The 26,577-nt window shown below is 62.0% G+C and carries 18 protein-coding genes; 12 read left to right on the top strand and 6 right to left on the bottom strand.

Annotated elements, in window-relative coordinates; all coding sequences use genetic code 11:
• Positions 1–82: 82 nt before the first annotated feature.
• The 6 genes from JN524_RS16685 to JN524_RS16660 all read right to left on the bottom strand — a co-directional run bounded on the left by JN524_RS16685 (position 83) and on the right by JN524_RS16660 (position 12,680).
• Complete coding sequence (locus tag JN524_RS16685; protein WP_202370032.1) at positions 83–7,150, bottom strand: TcdA/TcdB pore-forming domain-containing protein; 7,068 nt, start codon at positions 7,148–7,150, stop codon at positions 83–85.
• 396 nt (positions 7,151–7,546) lie between these two features.
• A complete protein-coding gene (gene cobJ / locus JN524_RS16680; RefSeq protein ID WP_202370031.1) occupies positions 7,547–9,247 on the bottom strand; it encodes a precorrin-3B C(17)-methyltransferase in 1,701 nt (566 codons plus the stop codon).
• Positions 9,247–9,981, bottom strand: a complete 735-nt coding sequence (locus tag JN524_RS16675) for a precorrin-2 C(20)-methyltransferase (protein WP_007967900.1) — start codon at positions 9,979–9,981, stop codon at positions 9,247–9,249. The genes cobJ and JN524_RS16675 overlap by 1 nt, the downstream gene beginning before the upstream one ends.
• A complete protein-coding gene (locus JN524_RS16670) occupies positions 9,978–10,604 on the bottom strand; it encodes a precorrin-8X methylmutase (protein WP_096794809.1) in 627 nt (208 codons plus the stop codon). The genes JN524_RS16675 and JN524_RS16670 overlap by 4 nt, the downstream gene beginning before the upstream one ends.
• Positions 10,597–11,910, bottom strand: a complete 1,314-nt coding sequence (cobG, locus tag JN524_RS16665) for a precorrin-3B synthase (RefSeq protein WP_237403082.1) — start codon at positions 11,908–11,910, stop codon at positions 10,597–10,599. Before cobG ends, JN524_RS16670 begins: the two co-directional genes overlap by 8 nt.
• Before the next feature lie 131 nt (positions 11,911–12,041).
• The gene (locus JN524_RS16660; RefSeq protein WP_202370030.1) at positions 12,042–12,680 is read right to left on the bottom strand and encodes a hypothetical protein; all 639 of its coding nucleotides are present in this window, start codon (positions 12,678–12,680) and stop codon (positions 12,042–12,044) included.
• Between the two features lie 273 nt (positions 12,681–12,953).
• On the opposite strand from JN524_RS16660, the gene cbiE reads away from it, so the two are divergent.
• The 12 genes from cbiE (at position 12,954) to JN524_RS16600 (ending at position 26,473) form a co-directional block, all read left to right on the top strand.
• Positions 12,954–14,165, top strand: coding sequence for a precorrin-6y C5,15-methyltransferase (decarboxylating) subunit CbiE (gene cbiE, locus JN524_RS16655; protein WP_202370029.1), 1,212 nt, complete (start codon positions 12,954–12,956; stop codon positions 14,163–14,165).
• Entirely contained in the window at positions 14,158–15,255 is a 1,098-nt protein-coding gene (locus JN524_RS16650) for a cobalt-precorrin-5B (C(1))-methyltransferase (protein WP_202370028.1), read from the top strand. The genes cbiE and JN524_RS16650 overlap by 8 nt, the downstream gene beginning before the upstream one ends.
• A complete protein-coding gene (locus tag JN524_RS16645) occupies positions 15,252–15,980 on the top strand; it encodes a cobalt-precorrin-6A reductase (RefSeq protein ID WP_202370027.1) in 729 nt (242 codons plus the stop codon). The genes JN524_RS16650 and JN524_RS16645 overlap by 4 nt, the downstream gene beginning before the upstream one ends.
• A 256-nt stretch (positions 15,981–16,236) precedes the next feature.
• The gene (locus tag JN524_RS16640) at positions 16,237–16,635 is read left to right on the top strand and encodes a DUF2946 domain-containing protein (RefSeq protein ID WP_202370026.1); all 399 of its coding nucleotides are present in this window, start codon (positions 16,237–16,239) and stop codon (positions 16,633–16,635) included.
• Between the two features lie 48 nt (positions 16,636–16,683).
• Positions 16,684–17,163: a copper chaperone PCu(A)C gene (locus tag JN524_RS16635; RefSeq protein WP_202370025.1), complete on the top strand. Its 480-nt coding sequence runs from the start codon at positions 16,684–16,686 to the stop codon at positions 17,161–17,163.
• 21 nt (positions 17,164–17,184) lie between these two features.
• Positions 17,185–17,631: a DUF2946 family protein gene (locus tag JN524_RS16630; RefSeq protein WP_202370024.1), complete on the top strand. Its 447-nt coding sequence runs from the start codon at positions 17,185–17,187 to the stop codon at positions 17,629–17,631.
• Positions 17,632–17,716: 85 nt separating this feature from the next.
• Positions 17,717–19,837 carry a TonB-dependent copper receptor gene (locus JN524_RS16625; protein WP_202370023.1) on the top strand — a complete coding sequence of 707 codons (2,121 nt, stop codon included), beginning with the start codon at positions 17,717–17,719 and terminating at the stop codon, positions 19,835–19,837.
• A gap of 125 nt (positions 19,838–19,962) precedes the next feature.
• Positions 19,963–21,342, top strand: coding sequence for a PepSY-associated TM helix domain-containing protein (locus JN524_RS16620; protein ID WP_202370022.1), 1,380 nt, complete (start codon positions 19,963–19,965; stop codon positions 21,340–21,342).
• Between the two features lie 150 nt (positions 21,343–21,492).
• Positions 21,493–23,616, top strand: a complete 2,124-nt coding sequence (locus tag JN524_RS16615) for a TonB-dependent receptor (protein ID WP_202370021.1) — start codon at positions 21,493–21,495, stop codon at positions 23,614–23,616.
• 117 nt (positions 23,617–23,733) lie between these two features.
• A complete protein-coding gene (locus JN524_RS16610; RefSeq protein WP_103368053.1) occupies positions 23,734–24,522 on the top strand; it encodes an ABC transporter ATP-binding protein in 789 nt (262 codons plus the stop codon).
• Positions 24,519–25,466, top strand: coding sequence for an ABC transporter substrate-binding protein (locus JN524_RS16605; protein WP_202370020.1), 948 nt, complete (start codon positions 24,519–24,521; stop codon positions 25,464–25,466). Before JN524_RS16610 ends, JN524_RS16605 begins: the two co-directional genes overlap by 4 nt.
• Positions 25,463–26,473: a FecCD family ABC transporter permease gene (locus JN524_RS16600; protein ID WP_202370019.1), complete on the top strand. Its 1,011-nt coding sequence runs from the start codon at positions 25,463–25,465 to the stop codon at positions 26,471–26,473. Before JN524_RS16605 ends, JN524_RS16600 begins: the two co-directional genes overlap by 4 nt.
• Positions 26,474–26,577 lie beyond the last annotated feature (104 nt).

The following is a 26,577-nucleotide window of genomic DNA, read 5'->3' as shown; positions in this document are numbered from 1 at the left end:
GCCAAACGAACCCATCGCGACGACATGAACCGTCGCGACACAGAGAGAAAACAAACTTCAAAAAACCCAACGAAGACTTTCGTCAGGCCGGCACCGCTCCCAGCAACTGCGCCAGTGTTGCACTGCCGTCGGCATCATCGACTTCGACGATTTCCCGCAGCCTCTGCACCAGGCTCGATACCGGATAGGAACGCCCGCCCTCGAACCCGAGGAAGACGTCGCCGCGCATCGCCGGATCCGCCGAGCACACATCCCGCAGGATCAGGCTGTGCTGGCGATCCGGGTCGACAATCAGCAAGTGCTCGTCGACAAACGACAGTTGCAGTGTTTGCGGTGCGTCCAGCGCCCAGACCAGCTTGCCGGGAATCGCCGGGACCTCGCCCAGCGGGTGACGGCAATCGACAATCACCGAGTCCAGCCGCAACCAGCAGGCCCTCGACAGGTGATACGTGACACCGCCCTGCCCCAGGCGCAACACCAGACAGCTCACGTCATCAGCGATCAGTGGCAACAGGTCTTCGACCTTGTTCTGGCCCTCGACCACCAACACCTCGGCGTCACGCCGCATGTATTCGAACGGGCCGATGCTCTGCTGACCGGGGTAGACGTGTACGCGGTGTGCCTGAAGTTCGTGCAACAGCACATGCCGATGGCGGGTACCGAGCAACTCGCAATCGTGCGGCAGGTCCTGGCCCGCTACCCGGATCAGTTGTGCATTCGCCACGTCGTACCATTGCAGGGTGCCCGCGCTGGATTCCACAATGATGTAAGGCTCATGCTCGGCGGTCTCCAGCAATGCCTGCAGAGACTCCAGCAAATGTTCCGCGTGCGTGCTGGCCCAGTGATGATCGACGCCAATGATCCTTTCAGCTTCCTGATATCGCAGCTTGAGTGACACACCGTTGACCGATGTCCCGCACAGACCGGAGCCGTCATTGCGCACGGCGCTGAACCGCCAGTCGTCCCACTCGGCCTGCGGTGCCGGCAGCAAGTCGCTCGCCAGTAACTGGGCGCCGCTGCCAAACGCTGGTTCGAGCTGCCGACTGTCGAAGAGCAGCTGAGTGCAGATCTCACCGCTGGCGACATCGAACAGCCAGACCGCCTGGTTGTCCGGTGTGACCCCGAGCAGGCGTATTTCCCGTTCGTGCCCCGGATCGCACAGCAGCAAGCGGTTATCCACATACCAGGCACACAGGCTGCGATCACCGGCGGCGTTGCGCAGACCCAGAATGGCGAAACTGTTGACCGGATACTTCGCCGCCAGCGTTTCGAGTGCCTGCCACCACTGTGCGCGCCCCCTGAGCCAGCGCTCACTCAAGCCACCCAGATGCACTTCACCCTCTGCGGTCAGGTTGAAGAACAGACCGTCGTCGGTCAGGGCCAGATACCCGTCCTGTACCGGCACCACGTCATTCAACCCGTCGGGCTGCAGCCATTGATGCGTCCACTGCGCCGGCCAGCGCTCGCTGCCAGCGGACGCGCTGCGTTGCACCTTGCACAGTTTTTGCGCCAGCCGGTCGTAGATGAAAAACAGCTCGTGCTCATCGTTGACCGGCAGAAGCAGCAGATCACCAAGCTGTTTGATCGAATCGACCCAGCCGCGGTCATGCCCGAAGGCAAACGGATGAATGCACAACAGGTCACGGCTGCGAATCCAGACCAGGTCACGTTTGCCCGGATCGAACGCCCAGCAGACCGACACGTAGGCGGCCGGTTGCCAGTCGACGGTACTGACGCCTGCGCGTTCGGGTACCGGCGATAACCTGAAATAGTGACCAAGCGCCACCGACCAATCCGTCAAGGTCGGGTTGGCGAACACTCGCTGGCCCAGCTCACGGTCAATCTCCCGGGTAACTGCCACCAGTTGCAGTTGGCCCTCATGGATCAGATAGTTGAATTGCGTGACTTGCCGATCGGTACCCAGCCATTGCTGTTCGATATGAATCACGCCCTGCGCATCGACTTCAATACGCCGAATGCTGCACTGCCCCTCCATGACAAGCAGACGATAGCGGCACTTGAGCAAACCGCTGACGGCATCAACCTGCCAGATGTCGTAGTTGCGCACCTCATAGAAAAACGCAGAATCGTCGACCACCGCCGCCAGCAGCATTTCATCGGCCGCCAGTACCTCTTCACTGCGGATGTACAGAAAACGATCCTCGGCAGCGTCGTACCAGGCCGTGGTGTGACGCGGCAGGCTCTCGGGCTCGAAAGGAATCGGAAAGTGATGAACTGGCGTGTAAGGCAGCACCAGCCGATGCTCCCGGGCCAGTGTCTGGTAATGCGTGAGCAGCGACTGCTCATTCTCCCCGGCTGGCGCGCTCTGCTCGAGAATGTCCAGTTGTCCGGCACTGCGGTTGACCTTGAACGATTGCCGTCCGGTCAGCTGGAGCATGACCTCATGCCGACCTCTGCCGCTGAACGTCACCTTCACGCCACCCACCGAAAGAACCCCGCCGACGTCGATCCGCACATCCTTCTCGGTAGCCCAGGTGGCTACCAGATTCCAGCGGCACAGCTGCAGGCTGGGAGACTGCAACTGGAGATTGACCCCGCGATTGAGGATCAGTGAACAGGCGCCGCCCGCACCCTCGATGCGGTACGACACCTTGTCGTGCCAGACCTGCGGCATCATTGGCACCGCCAGCGCACGTTCGTGGGCATCCAGCCGCACCTCGATCACGGTTGGTCGATACGATGGGGCGAGACGGTTGATGATGTAATGCACGGGAAAGGAATAGAACGAAAACAGAAATCGCCACTGGCCAGCCGCATCTTTCTTCTCCAGCTTGCGGGCGGTATCGAAGCCGGTGTCGTGACGCAGCGTCGAGAAAGGGAGCGCCTTGTATTCGTAACCGTAGAACGTGGTCGGCGTGCACGGCAGGACGACCAGTTGCGTGCTCGGCGGATCGAAGTGGATGTAGCCGGGAAGACCCAGTTCACGCCGCAGATCGAGCGCTTGTTGATCATCCGGATTGAAGTCCGGCACCCCGAAATGGTCGCGCAGCCGATACACCTTCGGACTGTCGAGCACCAGCATCGTGCGATTGAAGTCCAGGCTCTGGACGACTAGCGAGGGGTGAGCGACCCAAGCCTCCAGCCCGTCGTCATAGCGATAACCGACACCCCGACAGGCCCACTCCAGCTCATCGAAAAACAGCCCAACCTCCTGCGCCTGCTCAGCGATCCTGGCGAAGCCCTGGGCCAGGGCCGCCACACCCACGGCCAGTCCGCCCAGGATCACCCCGGCTCCACCGAGCACGGCGGCCGCTGTTGCCGCGCCCGCCGTGACGGCCCCCAGACCACCGGCGGTCAACGCCAGACTGGCGGAGTCGAAGGCCAGTTGGGTGCCGAATTGCGCGCGCTCGATCTCGTTGTCTGCCGTCGCCAATTGATAGATGTCGAAACCGACATTGGCCAGCCCCAGCACCGCGCCCACGCCTTCGTTGGCGACATGTCCCAGCGCCTCGCCAACCACCGGCGCACAGGTGCGGGCGATGATCTTCTCTTCATTGAGCGCGGTTTTTACCAGACTGATCAGGCCAGCGACATCCGTGACATTGCCATGCACCAGCTGCGCGTAATTGACGTAAGCGTGCAAGCGCACGGCGGTGGTCAAGGTACGGTCATCCCCCTCTCGACCACGCAGGACGTTCATCAGTGCCTGGATGGTGAAGCCGGTATTGAGCGTGTGTACGGCACCCGCCTCTGCCATCTGTGGCGAGGCTCGGGTGCCCAGTGCCGAAAACTGCTCCGACAGATAATTTCTGATGCGCAGCAGACGGTGATCGGTGCTCACCACCTGCACCACATGCTCGGCCTGCGTGGGATCGACCAGGTTGATCCGGTACTCGCCGGCGGGCGTCATCTCCAGGGTTTCGAACAACGGCACCAGCGGTTTTGCCGCAGCATGCAAGTGCTGTAGAGCGTCAGTCGCCTGGGCAATCTGCTGTCCCCACCAATGACTGTCCAGATCGCGCAGGCTGCGCCCCAGGTGCGGATTACTGACCAGCGAATGGCCGCGAGCACTGTTCAGGCGCCGACGGATCGGTCGCTGTGTATGCTCCGGCAGCACATTGTCGGATTCCAGCAATTGCCCGACGCGCAAACCGCCGGACAGATCCAGCGCCGCTATCTTTTGCCCCTGCAGTTCGATCAGATCAAAGGTCGGGCGCGCGTCGTCGCCATAGGCCGCATAGTATTTCGCCATGCCCTGTTTCTGAAAAAGATCGGTCAGTGCCAGCTGAAACTGGTCAGGCTGGCTGAACTCGAACACGCCGAAATTGGGATCATAGAAGTGATAGGTGGCGTGCCCACCATTGAAGATTTTCGCCACCAGCATGGCGTGGTTATCCGAGTTGAGCATCAGCGTGCGCGAGCTGGCGAACGCCTCCAGCGTGGTGCCGAGCTGCTGCAGATCGACCCGCCCCAGCGGCTTGCCGATATCGTGCAACTGCACGCCGCGCAACTCCTCGAGCGCCTCCAGAAACACCATTGAATCGCGCTGCTGCGGCTCGGCTGTGGCCAGGAAGAAACGCTCGCGCAAGCGTCGCGACGCCGCCACGCCGTGCTCCAGAGCAGCGCTCATGATCAGCGCCAGCGGGTAACAACGGCCACCGGGATCCCCTGGCCCCTGGAGCAACAGATCCTGCGGCACCAGTTTGACGTCACTGGCCTCGATTTGCCCCAGTACCTGACCCAGCCGCAGGATCACTTGCTCACGATGCTCGCGGGTGGCGATGGTCTGGATATGGGCAACTTGACGCCCCCATTGAAATAGCGTGTGCGCCTGCGACAGCGCGGCTCGCTTCAACGTCAACGCACTGTCCGACGAGACCATCGGCTGGTCGACATGGCTGGCGAGACCGGCCATGAATTGCGGCGCCCGATGCTGATACAGATGGCGTTCAATGGCCGCATAACGCACCGATGCTCCTACCTCGGCAACGCTGTTGGCGAGGTTGTCGAGCTCGGCAGCCACCTGTTTGAAGCTTTGGTTATCCAGTGAGCGTACGCCCAGTAGCTGGCCCAGCAATACCCTTTGCAAGGCGCTGGCCTGGAACAGGCGCAGCGGCTCTTGCGCAATACCACTGAGCAGCTCATCCAGCGCCAGCCCGTGAACGCTGGCATCGTTGAGCGACGCCGGAGCCTTGAGGCTGGCAGGCTGAGCCTTGATGGCCTGGCGATCATCGAAGCCGAGCCCCGGCCCGTCGGGGAACCGCAGCGGGCCGTTATGTCCTTCGCGCATCGCGGCCACGAACGGTTCACCGAGTCTGTCGATCATCCGTTGCAGGACATCCGTCAACAGCACCGGCCGGCCCTCGATGATCGGCCAGCCCTCCTCGAACATCACGCTCTGCTGAGTCAGCAATGCCGTTATATCGCCGCCGTAGCGCGCGCTGTATTGGCCTTCGCGCCAGCGTTGCTGCTCGTCGAGCACCCACTGCTCAGCATCACTGGCGTTGTCTTTCCAGGAGTGATCCAGCTCTTCCTCGGTCTTGTCGTTGACCATCCACAGCGGCTCGATAGCCGCCTCCACCCGCAACGTTTCCTCCTCGCGCGGGACGAAGTTGTGCCGTTCGTAATCGGCCATGCCATCGCGCATCGCGGCCGGGCCGGTCAGATAAATCGTCCCTTCGCTCTGCGGACGAATGCCGTCACTGAAGTAGCCCGCGATGGCCAGCATCAGAAAGTTCGCCGCCACGTCCTCGGTCATCGACAGTTCGGCCAGAGGGCCAAATGTCTGCTCGAGCACTTCGCGCGCCAGCCCTGTCATGCCGTCAAAATCGCTCAGTGCGACGCCACGCTCAGCGGCGAGACGGCTCGTCTGTTCAATGGCCTCATAGTTGAACCGAAACCGCTCGATCACGCTTTTGAGCATCGGCGATTGCGCGTGAGCCATCAGGAACGAGTTGCTCAACGTGTTCTGCACGGCAACGGCACGCAGGTCCTGCGGCCGCACAAGCAGCTCTGCCGGCGCCTGGAACACCTCGTTCAGCGCCGGCTGCTGCCGGGCAAAAGCCTCCAGCGCGGCCCGGTGTTCCTCGGGAATTCGGCCCACATAATCGGTGTACCGGTCACGCAATGCCTGGCGTCCCGGCATCCATTGCGGGTTGTGATCGAGCAGCAATTGCAGAACACCAAGGCGCGCATCGCCACCGAACGTACTGATATCAATCCCGCCCATGGTTTGGACCAGTGGCGGCAGATTATCGACATCGACGTAGCGACCACCCTCGTCGTACACGGCCTCGACCCGCACCACATCCGAGGCGGCGGCCAGATTGCCGCGCAACCGGGTCTCGCGATCATAGATGTCCTGCAACCGCAGCGGCGTGTCGAGATCACGCAGATCGCGCAACTGCAAATCACCACCTGCCAGAGCCAGCAGACTGCGCCGGTTCTGCTCGATCAGAGTTTCCAGTTGTGCCGCGTCCTGGCCATAGGCACGCGACAACAGGTCGACCCGCGCTTCATCCGCCGATAACCCGCGCTCCAGCGCCGCATTGATGTGCAGGAACATTTGCTGCTTGAGGACGATGACCCGCTCTTCGTACAACGTACCCAGCCTGGCCTCGGTAATATTTTCGCTGCCGCCGTGCTGCATGGCGTCAGCCTTGGCGGCCTCGACGATCAACTTGTTGGTTTGACAGGCCAGTAACGCGTCACTGTCATACCAGAGATGGAGGCTATAACCCTGCCCGCTCAATACTTGCTTCCACAGATTGAGGTAATCATGCTGGATCGCACCCAGACCACCGCCCAGCCAGACAAAGTGCAGGTTCTTTACAACCGGTGTTGCGGCGGTCTTCGCGTAAGTCTCGCTATTTCGCAGACGGATCTCGAATGCCTGAACACTGCTGTAGATTCGCGATAAAGCGTCCTTTGGCGGTTCAGGCTGGCTATGGGTGTCACGACGCACACGGGGTACGCCAATCAGCTGTTCCAGCGAATACCTGAGCAATGTCAGGGGCTCAATCAATCGCGGGGAATCGAGCAAACCGATACATGCAAAGTAGTAACGCCAGACTGACTGATAAACATCACTGTCACGGTATACCAACAGAGCCTGCTCAAGATCAGCCTGTTTGAACAGGCTGATAAAGCCGACATAACCACTGACGTCTTGAAGTCTTTGATCGTGCATGAAAGCTCCTTCGTTACTTGACCAACATCATGTGTGCAGATGACGAACAAGCTAACGGCTGGCGAATCAGCGCTCAAACTTCAGAACTTTCAATACATGTCAAAACAGGCTTCTGGAAAACAACTGATAAAGCATGTAACAGCAACAAAGCATTGCTGCCAGCCTGATATATAAATCAACACAACTGAAGAATACACGGTGCGATTGCGCCTGAACTTTTATTACTGCCTGCCAAGATTCAGGATAAATCCGACAAAATATAAGTAACAAGAAAGATCCCACTCGGAGCTAGAGCAGATCCCACACGTCCCGCTGAAAAATATGACACCGGCAAATCCGGAAACACTCTACCTGCAATGTCCGGCATGGCGAGGGGGCAAGCCCCCTCGCCTGCGGTCATGATTGCGGCTTTTCGCCGTACCAGCGAGGTGTGTAGACCCACTCGCCACCTTCAGCCTTCGGGAAGGTGCAAGTCGTTGAAGAGCCAACCAGCACCATGGTGCGCATGTCCACCTGATCCGGGGTCAGTTGCCCCAGTGTCGTCACGCGCAGGGTTTGCCCCGGGCGACCAATGTCGCGCCCCAGCACCACTGGCGTTGCCGCGCTGCGATGTTGCGCGACGATCTCCAGCGCACGCCCCAATTGCCACGGGCGCGCCCGGGAGATCGGATTGTAGAAGGCCAGGGCCAGATCGGCCGCGGCCGCCAGATCCAGACGTTTCTCGATGATCGACCACGGTTTGAGGTTGTCCGACAGCGACATCACGCAGAAGTCATGCCCCAGCGGCGCGCCCGCTTGCGCAGCCGTGGCAAGCGAGGCGGACACCCCGGGGAGGATTTCCAGCTCGACGCTGTGCCAGGCCGGATCTGTCGACTCGTGCAACGCTTCGAGCACCGCCGCGGCCATGGCGAACACGCCGGGGTCGCCGGATGAGACCACGATGACCGAACGCCCCTCGGCCGCCAGCCGGAAGGCGTGGCGGGCGCGCTGCATTTCTTCGCGATTGTCGGTGCAATGCTGCACCTGATCTTCGCGAAACGGGCCGGCCATGCGCACATAGGTTTCGTAGCCGAGCACATCGGTGGCCCGCGCCAGTTCCGCCTTGACCGCAGGCACCATCAATTCGGCAGCGCCGGGGCCAAGGCCGATCACTGCCAGGCGCCCACGTTGACGACCGATCTGCGCGACGTCCAGCGGCTGATCGGCGAGGGCAATCGCCAAGCCGTTGGCACTGCTGATCGAGGCCTGTGGCAGTGCCTGACGAGCCAACTCATTGAGGTCTTTTTGCGCCGCGACAAAGCGCAGTGGCACACCCAGTTCGAGGGCGGCTTCACGCAGTTCGGCCGAGGCCATTTCAGTATCAGCCGCCAGCAGACAGGCCAGCGACTGCTGCGCAACCCCGGCCTGCTGCAATGCGGCGCGCACGGCATGCGGCAAATCGTCCACCTGCGCGCCCACCGCCACCGCTGCGCTGCGCGGATAGATCAGCAGCTCATTGGCGCTTGCGACACGTTCGGCACTGCCAACATGAATCGAGCGCTGCGCCTGCGGGTCTTGCGGCAACTGCGCCTGATCCAGCCACGGTGCGGCGCCTTCGATGCGCACGCTGTGTCCGGCCAGCAGATCGGAAACGAAACGCTTGCCCAGCTCCAGATCAGCCAGCGCATAACCGCTGGGTGGGTTGAGCAGGCAAGTGCCAAAGCGCAGTTCCCCACTGGTGGTGATCGCTGCGGCGACCTGCAATGCGGCGGCAATTTCCCGGGCCATGACATTCACCCCGCCGAGGCCGCCGAGCAGCGGCACCACGGCGCTGCCGTCTTCAGCAACGGCGAGTACCGCCGGTTCAGCGCCCTTCTCCAGCAGCAAAGGCGCCAGGGTGCGAATGACAATGCCGGCCGCGCACAGTGCGATGATCGGCGTGTCTCGCTGGTACAGCTCACGCAGGGTCGCGCCGAATTCCTGATAACTGCAGTCGGCGCCTTCGACGCGCCCGGCGAGGCCATGGATCAGCGCCGTCGGATACAACTGCTGGATCCGCCGTGCGGTGGCGAGCGCGCCCTGTCCGAGGATGACAATGGCCGGTGTGGATTGCGTCATCAACCTTGCCACCGTTCGCCCGGGACGATGATCAGCGAGAAGTACGGCGAGGACATCGGCTCGACCTGATCCAGCGGCACGATCTTCTGATTGGCCATGGTCGCGCGTTCGACGTACAGCGCCCGCTCGGCCAGACCGAGTTCTTCGAGTACCGCACGGACCTTGGGAAAGTTGCGCCCCAGTTTCATGATCACCGCCGCATCGGCGTCGGCCAGACGGCGCTTCAGATCCTCATGCGGCAGCACGCCGGAGAGCACCGACAGGCTCTGGTTGCGATACACCAGCGGCGCGCCGAGTACCGACGCGCCGCCGAGCATCGAGCACACGCCCGGCACCACTTCGGCTTCGTAGCGTGTGGACAACCGGTCATGCAGATACATGTAGGAGCCGTAGAAGAACGGATCGCCTTCACAGATCACCGCCACATCGCGGCCGGCGTCCAGATGTGCGGCCACAGTCTCGGCGGCTTCATCGTAGAAATCGCTGATCACTTGCTCGTAGGACAGCGGCGCCGGCAGCACTTCGGTGGTCACCGGGTACACCAGCGGCAGCAGATTCTGCGCGTCCTGCAGGTGCGCTTCGATAATGCCGAACGCATTGCCCTTCTTGCCCTTGGCGACAAAGTACGCCACCACTGGCGACTCGCGCAGCAGACGCAGGGCTTTGACGGTGATCAGTTCCGGATCACCGGGGCCCACGCCGAGGCCGATCAGACGTCCCTTGGCCTGCATCATTCGATCTCCGTGGCGAGAGCGTTGACTGCGGCGGCGGCCATCGCGCTGCCGCCGAGCCGGCCTTGCATGATCACGAACGGTACGCCGCGACTGTCAGCCGCCAGCGCCGCTTTCGATTCGGCGGCGCCGACGAAACCCACCGGGAAGCCGAGGATCAGCGCCGGTTTCGGTGCCCCGGCGTCGAGCATTTCCAGCAGATAGAACAGCGCGGTCGGCGCGTTGCCGATCACCACTACGCTGCCTTCCAGATGCGGACGCCACAGTTCCAGCGCGGCCGCCGAGCGGGTGTTGCCCAGCTCACGGGCCAGCTGCGGCACGCTGTCGTCACGCAAAGTGCAGATCACCTCGTTGTTGGCTGGCAGACGGGCGCGGGTCACGCCTTCGGAGACCATCCGCGCGTCGCACAGGATCGGCGCACCGGCCGCCAGCGCATCGCGCCCGGCCTTGCCGGCACCTTCGGAAAATTGCAGACCATCGACCGCCTCGACCATGCCGCAGGCGTGGATCACCCGCACCGCGAGTTTTTCCAGATCGGCCGGGATGCGCGCCAGATTGGCCTCGCTGCGAATGATCGCGAAGGAGTTGCGATAGATCTCCTGACCGTCGCGGATGTAATCAAGCATCAAGGGGGCTCCGTGAGCGGGCGTCGAGCAGGATCGCGGCCGCTTCAATAGTAAGGTTGCGTGCGTGCAGCGTGCCGAAACCCGGCAGCGCTGCGTCGCGAAAATAGAGGTCGTAATGACCGGGACTGGTCGCCAGCAATGTCGCCGGTGTGCGATGCGCCGCCGCGCAAGCGCGCGGGCAACCGGACAGGTGCACCTGCTGCGCCTGTGGCAGCAGCGTCGCCAGCAACCGGGCGTCGTGTTTGGTATCGGCCAGGCCTTTGCCGCAGCCGCTGGAGCCGGTGCAGGCAATCAGCCGGGACAGCGGCTCGCTGATGTCGGTCAGCCAGTGCAATTGCGCCAGTTTTTGCAAGACCTGCACCGCGTCAGCGGGCTTTACGTTCGGCAGCAACAGACTTTGCCAAGGGGTAAAACGCAGGCTGCCATCACCGAACTCACGGGCCAGCCGGGCCACGCCACGAAGCATCGCCGGGTCGAGACGGCCGAGCGTCGGCACCGCACCGACATACACCAGGTCTTCAGTATTTTGCCGGTGAACACCGATGTGCAGCGCATCCGCCAGCGGCGTGCGCTGTCGGGCAATGGCGGCTTTGATCGCCACGCGTTGGCGCAATTGTTCGAGAAACGCCGGCGGCGGCAGTTCATCGAGCAAATGGCGCATGCGTGTCTGCTCCGGGCGAGCCAGCTCAAGGAACAACTCCAGCACCGCGATCACCAGCGCATGGCCGTTTTCCACGGTCACGGCACCGGCCGCATGATCAGTCGGGCAGCCCGCCAGGCCGAACGCCAACAATATTTCACCGTCATGCTCGAACGCCGACAGCCACAGATCATGCGGATGCTCGAGCATCGCCAACGCCTCACCGCCATCCAGCTGCACAGCGAACTTGGCACTCAACGCGTGAAAGCGCGGATGCGTTTGCAGGGTTGCCAGAATCTGTTCGGCCAGGGGCCGGGTATCGAATAGCAACTGCCGATCGATCCCGGCACTCGGGCTGAGCATCAGGTTGCGCACATCGTCGCCCGCAACGGTCTGCGGCCCCAGGCCGGCGGCCAGCAAGCTGTCGATCAACGCTGCGGACTGCTCGCCAATACCGCGAATCTGCAGGTTGGCGCGGTTGGTCGCCTCGATCGTCCCACTGGCGAAACGCTCGGTGGCATCGGCCACCGCGTCGGCCTGATCGGCAGTGATCGAGCCGCCATTGAGTTTGATCCGGCAAATGCCGCCGTCCAGCGCCTGGACAATACGCAGCAACCCCGGACAAGCCGAGGGGCGTATAGCGGTGGACAAAGGACGTTCGTTCAAGGGATGACCGGCTGGCAGCAGCACTGTGGTGGGCGAAAGGTCGCCATTATGCCTGCTTTGCCCGAGCGCATGAAAATGCCTGCCGGTCGGAAACTGCTCCTGACCTTGAAAAGCGCTTTATCCCATACAGTTCAAAGTTCGATATCGGCGAAATCGAACTTGACTCCCGCCAGGGCCTTTTGCACTTCGAGCCGGCGTGCATCCATGACCTTTCGGCTGATCACCGCCTTTCTCGCCAGTACAAATAATTGAGTCATGTCTTGCGATATGTCCCAGAAAATATACCTGGTTTTCGTATTCGACTTGATGAACTGTATATTGGTAATCAACAACTCCATATCACCATTGGCGTTACAGCTGATCGGCATGATGTTGAAATCGAATAGCCGGCTATTGACTCCCTTGACTTTACTCAACAGTTCCGCGTCCCTTTCCAGCGCTTCCAGTCCGTGGTAAACCCCGTCCACTTGATCACGACTGAGCAGCGGCGATGCAAGTTGCGTCCATACTTGCCGAACGCTGCCACTGAATTTCTTGCGAACATGTTCGATCGGCGGGTGATCGCGGTTCCACCCATACTTCCACAGGATGTCGGTAAAGTAATCGATCCACCGACCAGGCTCGCTCTCACTGTTGTACTGGATATCCGCACAATGCCGTGCCAGGCCAATACAGTTCAAGACAAACTGGTAATCCTCATGGGACTGCCCTTGACTCTCGGTCAGGAATATATCGCCGACCAGAGTCGCTTTATGTTTTATGTCATTCATATTCATTACATCCTTGTAAGCAGGCACCATTCAAGGTGCCCTTCCATTAAATCAATAAGTACTTATTCACAAGACGATCAAGCTATTTCTTAGTGCAACGCACGCAAGAGCTGACCCACAGCCAAGTTAACAAAGTTGCTCAATTCGCCAATCGATTTTCGAACACATAACATGTCAGCCGTAGTCGGCGTTTGCGACAGGACAGCAACGCCAGACAACACAAGCCGCGCTATCATGCGCCGCTTGAACGGCACACGAGATCTGAGGAACGGCATGACACCCTGGCTGACGGTTGTGGGAATCGGTGACGACGGCTTCAAGGGCCTGGGCAAAAACGCCCGGCGCGCCCTGTTGGCCGCCTCGCGGATCATCGGCGGCCAGCGACAACTGGACTTGCTGCCGGTGTGTATTCGCGGCGAACGCGAATTGTGGCCGAGCCCGTTTTCCCTCGCGCCCGTATTGGAACGGAGTGGCCAAGCCGTATGCGTGCTGGCCAGCGGCGATCCGATGTTCTATGGCGTCGGCGCCAGCCTTGCGCGGCACGTGCCAAGTGCCGAGATGCTGACCCTGCCGGCGCCATCCTCCTGTTCGCTGGCCGCTGCCCGCCTCGGCTGGCCGTTGCAAGAGGTGGCCACACTGTCGCTGGTCGCGCGACCTCTGGCAGCACTCAATGCGCATCTGTTCAGCGGGGTGCGCCTGTTGCTGCTGAGCAATGACCGGCAAAGTCCGGCGGCGGTCGCGGCGCTGCTGCGTGAACGCGGTTTTGGCGGCAGCCGCATGAGTGTTCTGGAGCACCTGGGCGGCGACGCCGAGCGGCGTATCGACGGCACTGCGCGTGACTGGAATGACCCAACGATTGCCGATCTGAATGTAATCGCCATCGAATGCCTGGCCGATGCGCAGGCGCCGCGCCTGTCGCGTCTTGCCGGACTGCCCGACTCGGCATTCCAGCACGACGGGCAACTGACCAAACGTGATGTCCGCGCCATCACCCTCGCCCGCCTCGCGCCGATCCCCGGCGAATTGCTGTGGGACGTCGGCGGTGGTTGCGGCTCGATCGGCATCGAATGGATGCGCGCGCATCCGAGCTGCCGCGCCATCGCCATTGAGGCGGACGAAAGCCGACAGGCCTTGATCGAACACAACCGCGACGCGTTGGGCGTGCCCGGTCTGCACTTGGTGCGTGGCCGTGCGCCGCAAGCCCTCGCCGGACTGGAGCGCCCGGACGCGATCTTCATCGGCGGCGGCGTGACCCGCGAAGGCGTGTTTGAAACCTGCTGGGATCAACTCAAGCCCGGTGGCCGACTGGTGGCCAACGCCGTGACCCTGCAAAGCGAAGTCACCCTGATGAACTGGCGCGAACGCCACGGCGGCGAACTGACCCGCATCCACGTGGCCCAGGCGCAACCGCTGGGCGAGTTCGACACTTGGCGTCAGGCGTTGCCGATTACCCTGCTGGATCTGGTCAAACCCCTCGATGCGTGACGAAACCGCCGAACAACCCGCCCCGCTGCGCAGCGGTCTGACCACCGGCAGTTGCGCCACAGCCACCAGCCTCGCCGCCGCGCGACTGCTGCTCGATGGCACTTCGGCGGATGCCGTGCAGATCGTCCTGCCCAAGGGCAAACAGGTGCAAATGCGCCTGGAGTTTTGCCGCTTGACCGAGGGCGGTGCCGAGGCCGGGACGATCAAGGACGCCGGCGACGACCCGGACGTAACTCACGGTGCGCTGCTCTATTCGCAGGTGCGGCTGCTGGCCGTGCCGGGGATTCGCTTCATTGCCGGCGCAGGTGTCGGCACCGTGACCCGGCCGGGGCTGGTGCTCGGCGTTGGTGAACCGGCGATCAATCCGGTGCCGCGCAAGATGATCAGCGATCACCTGAGCCTGCTCGCCGCCGAGATCGGTTATGCCGGCGGTTTCGAGGTCACCGTCAATGTCGAGGGCGGCGAGGCGCTGGCGCTGAAAACCATGAACCCGCGGCTGGGCATTCTCGGTGGCTTGTCGATCCTCGGCACCAGCGGCATCGTCCGGCCGTTTTCCTGCGCGGCGTACATCGCCTCGATCCATCAGGGCATCGACGTGGCGAAAACCAACGGCTATCTGCACATCGCCGCGTGCACCGGCAACGCCAGCGAAGACACCATGCGCCGGGTCTACGACCTGCCGGAAATCGCCTTGATCGAAATGGGCGACTTTGTCGGTGCGGTGCTCAAGCATCTGCGCAAAGTGCCGGTGGATAGACTCAGCCTGTGTGGCGGCTTCGGCAAGATCAGCAAACTGGCGGCCGGGCACATGGATCTGCACTCGCGGCATTCCAGTATCGACCTGCCGCAACTGGCTGAATGGGCGGCGGCGATCGGTGCCGATCAGGCGTTGCAGCTGAGCATTCGTGAAGCGAACACCAGTCAGCAGGCCCTGGCGATGGCCAGCGCGGCAGGAGTCGCCCTCGGCGATGAGGTCTGTCGTCATGCGCTGAATTTCGCCCGCAGCGTGGTGCCGGCGCAGGTGCAGGTCGAGGTATTTGCGATTGATCGCCAGGGCGGGATTGTCGGCCACGCCGGAGGTTTTGCATGAAGCGGATCTTGTTGCTCGGCGGCGTCACTGAGGCGCTGGCCATCGCTCGCACGCTGGGGCCAGAACACATTTACAGTCTGGCCGGCGTGGGCCGGGTGCCGACCGACCTGACCTGCCAGGTGCGCGTCGGCGGCTACGGCGGGGCCGAAGGTCTGGCGCAATTCATTCGCGCTGAAGGCATCACACTTTTGCTCGATGCGACCCATCCGTACGCCGCGCAAATCAGCCACAACGCCGCCACCGCTGCGCAACTCACCGGCATCCCCTGCTGGGCCTTGCGCCGCCCCGCATGGCAGCCGCAGCCGGGCGACGACTGGCGAGAAGTCAGCGACTGGGCCGAACTGACTGCAGCCCTCGAACCGTTTCGCCGCCCGCTGTTCACCCTCGGCCGCGAACCGCTGCAACACCTCGACGAGATCCCTGCCAACCAGTTCTGGACCCTGCGCGCCCTCGACGTCTACCCTGGCAACGAACGCTGCGAAGTGATCGGCGCCCGTGGGCCATTTCTGCTTGAAGATGAACGCGCGCTGTTCGAACGCCGGCAGATCGATGTGCTGATCAGCAAGAACAGCGGCAGCACCGCGACCGAGCCGAAACTGGAAGTGGCGCGCGAGTTGCGAGTGCCGGTGATGGTGTTGAAACGTCCGGTATTGCCGAAAGTTGATCGGGAGTTTCTGACGACGTCTGAAGTCCTCGCTGCCCTTGCCTCCTTCACCCGGCCTTAACCAAGTGCAGACCTCGCGAAGGCGTGCGACCTGACAGCTCGTATCCTGAACGTTAAAAAGCAGATCAAAAGATCGCAGCCTCGTTTCACTCGTCAGCTCCTACAGGATCGGCGGATGAGAATGGCGTAGCGAATTTCCACCGCTACACTCTGTTTCAATTGATCTGCGACACCAAACCGCACGACGCCTTTTTACTTATCGGCCCTGATCAGGCTAAATAGCCCGCGCCTGATCGCCCACCCAACGGATCTGTCCCATGAACCGACACCGGCTCGCATTTGCCTGGATCGCCTGCTTTGCAGTGCTGTTCAACATGCTCGCCATGCCGATGACCGGGGCGATGGCGCAGGCGGCCAATTCACCGGCCGAACAATTGCTGTGGAGCAGTTTCTGCACCGGCAGCGGGACGAAGATGGTGGCGATCAACATCGGCACCCCGGAGCAGAAAGCCCCGTCCAACGACAGCCATTCCAACATGCAGCATTGCTGGTGCTGCTCGGGTTCAGCGCCGCTGGTGGCGTTGCCGGGCCATACGCCGCAGCTGTATTTCGCCCGTTACGAAAGCAATCGCAGCGTGGCGCCGCCCTCGTTGCAAACACTGACACCGCGCCAGCAATGGCCGAGTCTCAATCCCCGCGCCTCGCCTCTGGTTTGATTTGTTCTCGCAATTGACCTGCGTATCAAATCGTTCTGGAGAACTGCCATGTTGAACAAACTCTTCGTCATCGCCGCGCTGTTGCTGCCGGCGTGCTTCGCCCATGCTCACGAATACAAGGCCGGCGAGCTGGAAATCGCTCACCCGTGGTCGCAGGAACTGCCGCCCAACGCGCCGACCGTCGCCGCTTACTTCGTGATCAGCAATCCCGGCAAGACCGACGACCGCCTGCTCAGCGTCGACTCGCCGATCACCGCCGAAGCCCAACTGCATGAGCACGTGATGCAGGGCGACCTGATGAAAATGCAGCAGGTGCCCAACGTGGTGATTCCTGCCGGCGGCACGGTCACGTTCGCGCCGATGGCCTATCACGTGATGCTGCTCAACCCGAAAGACCGCAGCCTGCTCAGCGACGGCAAACGCTTCCCGCTGACCCTGCATTTCGAGAAGGCCGGTAACGTCACCGTCGAAGTCGCGGTGCAGAAGAAACCTCCGCAAGATACCCAGGCACACGATCACGCCCAGTAACCGATCCGGCTGACCACGCCCGTGCGCCCGCAACGCGCCGGAGCGTTCCGCCTGCATCGCCAGAGCCAGACTCTGACCCGCGGTAGCTGGATCGCCCTGTTCGCCATGTTGATGATCTTCATCGGCCCGCTGATTTCTCAGTCGATGCCGATGGATCAGCACGCCTCGACTTCCATGCCGATGAGCATGGACTTGGCGATGGACATGCCGGGCATGGATCACGCCGCGCACGGCGCACAACCGGCTGCCGAACACTGCCCGCCACAGTCCTCGCACCACGCCCTATGGGAAAAGTGCGGTTATTGCAGCCTGCTGTTCAATTGCCCGGCGCTGACCGGTGGCGGCACTTTCGCCGCGTTCAGCATTGCCCACGTCAACACCTTCACCCCATCCTCCCCATGTCTGGGCCATGCCCGGCAGACCTTCTTCCCCGGCGCCCGCACTCGCGCCCCGCCCATCACGGCGTAAACACCGCACCTTTGATTGCACACGGTTGAGAAGACAGCTTCAGGCTGCCGGCCGTGTCGTTTACGACTGTTTGATGGAAATTGTCATGTCCAGGTTTTCTGCTGTTCCACGCTCGGGTTCTGCCCGGGCTTCCTTCGCACTGAGCGAATCGCGCATTCGTTTCTCGCACGCTACCGCCGTCCTTTGCGGCGTTCTGTTATCGCCGCTGTTGCTGGCCGATGACCACGCCGGTCACGTTGATGAACTCAGTCCGACGGTGATTACCGCGATCGCCCCCAGCTCGCCGTTGACCATCGTCACCAACCCCAAGGACCCGCGCCAACCGGTGCCGGCCAGTGACGGCGGCGATTACCTGAAGACCATTCCCGGCTTCGCCCTGGTACGCAACGGCGGCACCAACGGCGATCCGGTGCTGCGCGGGATGTTCGGTTCGCGGCTGAACATTCTCACCAACGGCAGCATGCTGCTCGGCGCCTGCCCTGGGCGAATGGACGCGCCGACCTCATACATCTCGCCAGAAACCTACGACAAACTCACGGTGATCAAAGGCCCGCAAACCGTGCTCTGGGGGCCGGGTGCCTCGGCCGGCACGGTGCTGTTCGACCGTGAACCGGAAAGCTTCGGCGAACTCGGCACGCGGGTGAATGCCAGCGTACTGGCCGGCTCCAACGGACGCTTCGACAAGGTCGTCGACGCCGCTGCCGGCGGGCCATTGGGCTACGTGCGAGTGATCGGCAACACCGCGCATTCCGACGACTATCGCGATGGCAATAACGACAGCGTGCCGTCGCGCTACGACAAGTGGAACGGTGACATCGCCGTCGGCTGGACCCCGGACGCCGACACTCTGTTCGAACTCACCGCCGGCAAGGGCGACGGCGAAGCACGTTACGCCGGGCGCGGCATGGACGGTTCGCAGTTCCTGCGCGAAAGCCTCGGCCTGCGCTTCGAAAAATCCAACATCACCGATGTGCTGGAAAAACTCGAAGCACAGGTCTACTACAACTACGCCGACCACGTGATGGACAACTACACCCTGCGCACACCGTCCGGCACCGGGATGATGGCCGGGCCCATGGCGTCCAACGTCGACCGGCGCACCCTCGGCGCGCGTATCAAGGCAACCTGGCGCTGGGCCGACATCCAGCTGATCACCGGCCTCGATGCGCAGACCAACGAACACCGCCAGCGCAGTGGCATGGGCATCGACACCTACAAGGATCAGCCCTACACCAAGGACGCCGATTTCCATAACTACGGCGTGTTCAGCGAAATGACCTGGTACGCCGCCGACCGTGATCGGCTGATTACCGGCGCCCGGGTCGACCGTGCTTCGGCCAAGGATTACCGGCAGCGCATTGGTTCGGGAATGATGAGCCGGCCAAATCCGACCGCCGACGAGACCCGCGCCGACACCCTGCCAAGCGGCTTCGTGCGTTACGAGCATGACCTCGCTGACAGCCCGGCCACGCTGTACGCCGGCCTCGGTCACGCGCAGCGCTTCCCGGATTACTGGGAGCTGTTTTCACCGAAGTCCGGCCCGGCCGGTTCGCTGAATGCGTTCGACTCGATCAAACCGGAGAAGACCACCCAGTTCGACTTCGGCGTGAACTACAAGACTGCCGAACTCGAAGCCTGGGCCTCAGGCTACATCGGTGTGGTGCGCGACTACATCCTGTTCGACTACACACCGACAATGATGGGCATGAGCACTTCGCGCGCGGAAAACATCGACGCGCGGATCATGGGGGGCGAGCTCGGTGCCGCCTACAAACTCACCGAGAATTGGAAAGCCGATGCGACCCTGGCTTACGCCTGGGGCAAGAACAGCAGCGACGGCAAAGCCCTGCCGCAAATGCCGCCGCTGGATGCGCGTTTCGGCCTGACCTACAGCGAAGACAACTGGAGTGCCGGGGCGCTGTGGCGCGTGGTCGCGGCGCAAAACCGCATCGACCAGAACAAGGGCAACGTGGTCGGCAAGGACTACGACAAGAGCGGCGGCTTTGGCGTGTTCTCGCTCAACGGCGCCTACCGGATCAACAAAAACTGGAAGGTCAGTACCGGCGTCGACAACCTGTTCGGCAAGGCTTACGCCGAGCACTTGAACCTGGCGGGCAACGCCGGTTTCGGCTACCCGGCCAACGACCCGCAAGCGATCAATGAACCGGGGCGCACGCTCTGGACCAAGGTCGATATGAGTTTCTGACAAGAAAAATCAAGAGATCGCAGGCTGCGCCAGCTCCTACCTCGGAGCGCGTAGATCCTGTAGGAGCTGCCGAAGGCTGCGATCTTTTGATCTAAAAAAATGATTCGCCAAGCGGAGCAAACGTGATGCAAAAGCCCAAACCGAATTTCTACAACCTGGCCTGGCGCTGGCATTTCTATGCCGGATTATTCGTCGCGCCATTCATGGTGATGCTGGCCCTGACCGGCATCATCTACCTGTTCAAACCGCAACTCGATTCACTGATGTACAGCAGCCTGCTCAACGTCCCCGCCGGGCATCACACGGTGCCGGCCGATGATCTGCTGCAACGGGTGAAAAGCGCTTATCCACAAGGCCAGATCACCCAGTACCTGCCGCCGGCCAACGCCGAACGCAGCGCTCAGTTTGTCGTGAAGAATGAGGGTCATGAACTCAATGTGTTCATCGACCCGTACCACGGCGACATCCTTGGCGAGCAGGATGCGAAAAAAAATCTGCAAGCCGTTGCGCGCGCCATTCACGGCGAATTGATGATCGGCACGCTCGGTGACCGCCTGATCGAACTTGCCGCTGGCTGGGGCGTGGTGCTGGTGGTGTCGGGGGTGTTTCTGTGGTGGCCACGCGGACAGGCCGCCGGGATTCTGTGGCCACGGCTGAACAGTCGCGGTCGGGTGTTGTGGCGTGATCTGCACGCGGTCACCGGGTTCTGGGGCGCGGCATTGCTGCTGGTGATGCTGCTCAGCGGCATGACCTGGACCGGCTTCTGGGGCAAGCAGTACGCCCAGGTGTGGAACGTGTTCCCGGCCGCGATGTGGAATAACGTACCGACCTCCGACGTCGAGGCCGGCAGCCTCAACAACGCCGCGCGCCAGACCGTGCCATGGGCAATGGAAAACACACCGATGCCGATGTCCGGCGACCACGCTGAACACATGGCCCACGGCGGTATGCAACACGGCCCCGCCGCACCCGCGATCAGCCTGCAAGACGTGCAGAACATCGCCATTGAACGCAAGGTCGAACCGGGCTACAGCATCACCCTGCCGACCACCGCAACCGGTGTGTTCACCATCGCCGTGTTCGCCGACGACCCGCGTAATGACGCGACCCTGCATGTCGATCAGTACACCGGCAAGGTCCTCGCCGATGTGCGTTTCGAACAGTACGGCGCAGTGGCACGGGCCACGGAAATCGGCGTGATGCTGCATGAAGGCAAGATGTTTGGCACCTTCAACCAGATCATCGTGCTGCTGATCTGCCTGATGATTCTGCTCAGCGCCGTCAGCGGTGTGGTGATCTGGTGGAAGCGCCGTCCGCAGGGCAAGTTCGGCGTACCGCCGCTGCGCCATGACCTGCCGAAATGGAAAACCGGCGTGGCGATCATGCTGGTGCTGGCGCTGATTTTTCCGCTGGTGGGGGCTTCGCTGGTGCTGGTCTGGTTGCTGGATCGGCTGCTGTTCTCGCGTCTGGGCCGCCAAGCTGAATCTGCCTCAACTTCAACGTGAAGCAGGCGAGATGCGCGTTTCAGACAGATCTTTAAACTGCCGGGGCTTAAACTCCGGCATTTTTTAGTGTTACTGTATAACGCAAATAGGCCGCTCTGCCCGCAACCAAAAGTTGCGGGCTTTCTTTTGAAGAAGTGATTCACCGTCCCGATGAACAAGTACCTCTTGTCCAGCCTCTGCCTGCTTGCCATGAACAACGCCAACGCCGATGGCCAGCCGCTGACGCTGCCCACCGGCACCATCTCCGCGCCTGCGGTTGACGAAGAAAGTGTCAGCCTGACCACGCCGACCACCGCCGGCTCGCGCCTGAACCTGACGGCCCTGGAAACCCCGGCCAGCGTCGAAAGCCTCAGCGGCGAACAGGTGCGCGCCCGTGGTGACCGCAGCGTGCAGGACGCCGTGTCGCGCAGCACCGGCATCAGCCGCACCGGCACCCCAGGCGATGGCGGCACCTCGTTACAGGCACGCGGTTTTACCGGGCAGAGTTCGGTGATGCAGTTGTATGACGGCAATCGGATGTACACCGGCATGGGCACCGTGACCTTTCCGGTCGACACCTGGTCGGTGCAGCGCGTCGACGTACTGCGCGGCCCGGCCTCGGTGCTGTACGGCGAAGGTGCGACCGGTGCGGTGGTCAACGTGATTCCGAAGAAGCCGTTCGAGGGCGAAATCGAAAACCACTTGCGCCTCGGCTACGGTTCCTACGACAGCCAGCAGCAGGCGTTCGACAGCGGCGGTTCGCTGACCGACACCCTGAGCTATCGCCTCAATCTCAATCGCCTGCGCAGCAACGGCTGGGTCGATCGCGGAGATTCATCAAGCGACTTCATCAGCGCCGCGCTGCGCTGGCAGGCCACTGATGATCTAGCGTTCACCCTCGCCCACGACTACGGCGATCAGCGCCCGCAGAACTACTTCGGCACGCCCCTGATCAACGGCCGATTGCGCGACAGCCTGCGCAACAAGAACTACAACGTGCGTGACGATCAGCAGCACTACAACGATCAGTGGACGCGCCTGACCACCGATTGGCAGATCAACGACGCCGTCAGTGCCAGCAACGAGCTGTACTACCTCAAGGCCCAGCGCCGCTGGCAGAACGCCGAAAACTACAACTTCGACACCGCCACGCAACAGCTCAGCCGCAGCGGCTACTTCGGCATCGGCCATCGGCAGGAGCAGGTCGGCGACCGCCAGACCTTCACCTTCAAGCACTCACTGTTCGGCCTCGACAGCCAGACTGTGACCGGCGTCGATTACAACCGCATCCGCTTCCAGCTCAACAGCAACTCGCCGTTCAACGACGTGCTGCCCAACGGTCAGCCCTTGGATCTGTATCACCCACAGCCGGGCTATTTCGAAAGCGCCAACCCGTACCGCGACCAGTTCGACAGCACCACCAAACAGATGTCAGTGTTTGCGGAAAACCGCACGCAATTGAGCGAGCGCTGGTCGCTGGTGACCGGCGTGCGCCGCGACTATGTGCATATGGATCGCAACAACCTGGTCGACGACAGCCAGAGCGACAAGACCCTGACCGGCAACAACTGGAAGGCCGGACTGGTGTTTGCCCTGACGCCACAGACCTCGTTCTACGGCCAGGTCGCGACCAGCACCGATGGCATCGGCGGTCTGGTTTCCCTGAGCCCGAGTCAACAGCAATACGATCTTTCGACTGCACGCCAGACCGAAGTCGGCCTGAAGCAGTTGTTCTGGGATCAACGCGGCGAGTTCACCCTGGCGGCCTATCGCATCGTCAAAAAGAAGCTGTTGACCGACGATCCGGGTAACCCGACGCTCAAGCAGCAAGTCGGCCAGCAATCGTCCAATGGCCTGGAAGCCAGCCTCGATCTGCAACTGCCGTACGCCTGGCAGTTGCAGGCCAACGCGGCGATCGTGAAGGCCAAGTACGATGATTTCTCCGAAGTGGTCAACGGGCAGACGCTGTCGTACAACGGCAATCGCCCGGTGGATGTACCGCGTCGAACCGCGAATCTGTGGCTGAACAAAAACCTCAGTGATGATCTGAAGGCCGGTGCCGGCGTGCGTTATGTCGATGCGCGTTACGCCGACATGGCCAACCGCAACGAGCTGCCCAGTTACACCGTGGTCGATGCGACGCTGTCGTGGCAAGCCCTGCGCAACACCACGCTCGGCCTGCAGGTGAACAATCTGTTTGACCGCCAGTACGCACAAAGCCAATACAATGCCGGCCAGCAGTGGATTCTCGGCGAGCCGAGATCGTTCTTCGTCACGGCGGATTACACCTTCTAACCCAACCCCTGTAGGAGCTGCCGCAGGCTGCGATCTTTTGATCCTGATCTTTAAAAGCAACAGCAAAAGATCGCAGCCTTCGGCAGCTCCTACAGGGGCAAGCATCATGAGCATTTGATGACCTCGCTAAACCTCGCCAACCTCGCCTGGACACCTCTGGGCCACGGCCACTGCCATCACCAGTTCCAGCTGCGTGATGCCTCGTTGCAGGTGGCCGCCGGTGAGTTTGTCGGGCTGATCGGGCCCAACGGCAGCGGCAAGACCAGCCTGCTGCGGTGCGCCTATCGCTTCAGTCAGCCGGAAAGCGGCGAGGTCAGACTCGATCATCACAACGTATGGAAGCAATCCTCGCGCTGGTGCGCGAAACGCATCGCCGTGGTCCTGCAGGAATTCCCCGATGCCTTTGGCCTGACCGTCGAAGAAGTGGTCGCCATGGGCCGCACGCCGCACAAAGGCCTGTTCGATGGTGACACGCTGGAAGATCGCAATCTGGCGACGCAAGCGCTCAGATCCGTCGGCCTCGACGGCTTCGAAGACCACGCTTTCGCCACCCTGTCCGGCGGCGAAAAACAGCGGGTAATCCTCGCCCGCGCCCTGACTCAGCAACCGCAACTGTTGATCCTCGACGAGCCGACCAACCACCTCGACCCGCGTTATCAGCTCGAACTGCTGCAACTGGTCAAACGTCTGCAGATCGGCACGCTCGCCAGCATCCATGACCTGAATCTGGCCGCCGCGTTCTGCGACCGGCTGTACGTGATCAATCACGGTCGGATCGTCGCCAGCGGCACGCCGCAACAGGTACTGACCACCGAGCTGCTGCGCGACGTGTTCGGCGTCGAGGCGTTGATCGACTCCCATCCCCTCCACGGCTACCCGCGAATCACCTGGATAACCCGACCATGACTGTGCGTTCCCTGCTTTGCGTCGCTCTTATGTTGTGCAGTGCTCAAGCCTTGGCCGAAGCCACGAAATACCCGCTGACCATCCATAGCTGCAACCGCGAAGTGACCTTCAACGAGGCGCCGAAGCACGCGGTCAGCCACGACATCAACATGACTCAGATGATGCTCGCCCTCGGCCTCAAATCGCGCATGGCCGGTTATAGCGGCGTCAGCGGCTGGAAGTCGGTGACGCCCGAGATGCAGTCGCTGCTCGACGGTTTGCCGGAACTGGCTGCGAAATATCCGTCGGTGGAAACCCTGCTCAACGCCAACGTCGATTTCCTTTTCGCCGGCTGGGATTACGGCATGCGCGTTGGCGGCGACCTCACCCCGCAGACCCTGCAACCGCTGGGCATCAACGTGTATGAGCTGACCGAGTCCTGCGCCTTCGTGATGAAGCGCCCGGCGGCGACGCTGGACGACACCTATAACGACCTGCGCAACCTCGGGAAAATTTTCGACGTGCAGGATCGCGCCAACGCACTGATCGCCGACATGCAGAATCAGGTTGCCGAGATCCGCAAAGACCTGCCCGCCGACAAGCCGCGCGTGTTTCTCTACGACAGCGGTGAAGACCGCGCCATGACCTCCGGGCGTCTCGGCATGCCGCAGGCGCTGATTGACGCGGCCGGCGGGCGCAACATTCTCGATGACGTCGAAGCGAGCTGGACCCGGGTCAACTGGGAGACCGTGGTCGAGCGCAATCCGCAGGTGATCGTGATCGTCGACTACAGCGAAATCACCGCTGAACAGAAGATCGAATTTCTGCTGAAGAACCCGGCGCTGCTATCGGTCGATGCGATCAAGAACCAGCGCTTCATCGTCATCCCTTACGTGCAGGCCACGCCGGGGATCGATAACGTGCTGGCGGTGGAAACCCTGGCCAAAGGGTTCCACGGCGAATGATCGACCGTCGCTACGCCCTGTTACTCACCGCCCTCGGCACCCTGTTGCTGGTGTCGTGCGTGGTGTCGCTCGGCTTTGGCCCGGCGCGAGTGCCGGTGGAGGTGGTTTGGCGGATTCTCCTGCACAAGGCCTCGGGTTTCGGCGAGGTGAGCTGGAGCGCCGGGCAGGAGCACATTGTCTGGCTGATCCGTGTGCCGCGCATGTTGCTCGGGGCGTTGGTCGGTGCCGGGTTGGCGTTGATTGGCGCGGTGCTGCAAGCGGTGACGCGTAATCCACTGGCCGATCCGCACCTACTTGGCGTCACCTCCGGCGCGACACTCGGCGCCGTGATCGTGGTGCTGCACATCGGTGAAATCGTCGGCCTGCTGACCTTGCCGATTGCCGCATTCATCGGCGCCTTGCTGAGCATGTTTCTGGTGCTGGGCATTGCCAACCGTCAGGGTCGGCTCGACAGCGACCGGTTGCTGCTGTGCGGCGTGGCGGTGTCGTTCGTGATGATGGCAATCGCCAATCTGCTGCTGTTCATGGGCGACCATCGGGCCAGCTCGGCGGTGATGTTCTGGATGCTCGGCGGCCTCGGGCTGGCGCGCTGGGAGCTGCTGACGGTGCCGGCGCTGAGTGTGTTGCTCGGCCTCGGTTTGCTGCTGGGCATGGCCCGACCGTTGAACGCCTTGATGGCCGGTGAACAGACCGCCGTCACCCTCGGCCTGAATGCCCGCGCGGTGCGCCTGCGGGTGTTTGTAATCGCGTCCTTGATGACCGGAGTGCTGGTGTCGATCAGTGGCTCGATCGGTTTTGTCGGGCTGATGGTGCCGCACATTGCCCGGCGTCTGGTCGGTGCTGAACACCGGCGACTGCTGCCGGCCTGCGTACTGCTTGGCAGCCTGTTCCTGGTGTGGGTCGATGTTGCCGCGCGCACCTTGATCGCACCGGAAGACCTGCCTATCGGCGTCGCCACTGCGGCCATCGGCGGTCTGTTCTTCATCGGCCTGATGCGCCGCCGCTGACACAACACAATCCCCCTGTAGGAGCTGCCGCAGGCTGCGATCTTCTGATCTTGCTTTTGACTTCAAAAAACAAAGTCGAAAGATCGCAGCCTGCGGCAGCTCCT

The organism is Pseudomonas sp. MWU318 (assembly GCF_016756945.1).
GTDB classification, from domain to species: Bacteria; Pseudomonadota; Gammaproteobacteria; order Pseudomonadales; family Pseudomonadaceae; genus Aquipseudomonas; species Aquipseudomonas putida_A.
The sequence above is the reverse complement of the archived record's forward strand: the minus strand, read 5'-3'. Positions and strand labels throughout refer to the sequence as shown.

Excerpts from the sequence above, each read along its gene's own strand:
- JN524_RS16685 (WP_202370032.1), bottom strand. The coding sequence starts at position 7,150 with ATGCACGATCAAAGACTTCAAGACGTCAGTGGTTATGTCGGCTTTATC.
- cobJ (WP_202370031.1), bottom strand. The coding sequence starts at position 9,247 with ATGACGCAATCCACACCGGCCATTGTCATCCTCGGACAGGGCGCGCTC.
- JN524_RS16675 (WP_007967900.1), bottom strand. The coding sequence starts at position 9,981 with ATGATGCAGGCCAAGGGACGTCTGATCGGCCTCGGCGTGGGCCCCGGT.
- JN524_RS16670 (WP_096794809.1), bottom strand. The coding sequence starts at position 10,604 with ATGCTTGATTACATCCGCGACGGTCAGGAGATCTATCGCAACTCCTTC.
- JN524_RS16660 (WP_202370030.1), bottom strand. The coding sequence starts at position 12,680 with ATGAATGACATAAAACATAAAGCGACTCTGGTCGGCGATATATTCCTG.
- cbiE (WP_202370029.1), top strand. The coding sequence starts at position 12,954 with ATGACACCCTGGCTGACGGTTGTGGGAATCGGTGACGACGGCTTCAAG.
- JN524_RS16650 (WP_202370028.1), top strand. The coding sequence starts at position 14,158 with ATGCGTGACGAAACCGCCGAACAACCCGCCCCGCTGCGCAGCGGTCTG.
- JN524_RS16645 (WP_202370027.1), top strand. The coding sequence starts at position 15,252 with ATGAAGCGGATCTTGTTGCTCGGCGGCGTCACTGAGGCGCTGGCCATC.
- JN524_RS16640 (WP_202370026.1), top strand. The coding sequence starts at position 16,237 with ATGAACCGACACCGGCTCGCATTTGCCTGGATCGCCTGCTTTGCAGTG.
- JN524_RS16635 (WP_202370025.1), top strand. The coding sequence starts at position 16,684 with ATGTTGAACAAACTCTTCGTCATCGCCGCGCTGTTGCTGCCGGCGTGC.
- JN524_RS16625 (WP_202370023.1), top strand. The coding sequence starts at position 17,717 with ATGTCCAGGTTTTCTGCTGTTCCACGCTCGGGTTCTGCCCGGGCTTCC.
- JN524_RS16620 (WP_202370022.1), top strand. The coding sequence starts at position 19,963 with ATGCAAAAGCCCAAACCGAATTTCTACAACCTGGCCTGGCGCTGGCAT.
- JN524_RS16615 (WP_202370021.1), top strand. The coding sequence starts at position 21,493 with ATGAACAAGTACCTCTTGTCCAGCCTCTGCCTGCTTGCCATGAACAAC.
- JN524_RS16610 (WP_103368053.1), top strand. The coding sequence starts at position 23,734 with ATGACCTCGCTAAACCTCGCCAACCTCGCCTGGACACCTCTGGGCCAC.
- JN524_RS16605 (WP_202370020.1), top strand. The coding sequence starts at position 24,519 with ATGACTGTGCGTTCCCTGCTTTGCGTCGCTCTTATGTTGTGCAGTGCT.
- JN524_RS16600 (WP_202370019.1), top strand. The coding sequence starts at position 25,463 with ATGATCGACCGTCGCTACGCCCTGTTACTCACCGCCCTCGGCACCCTG.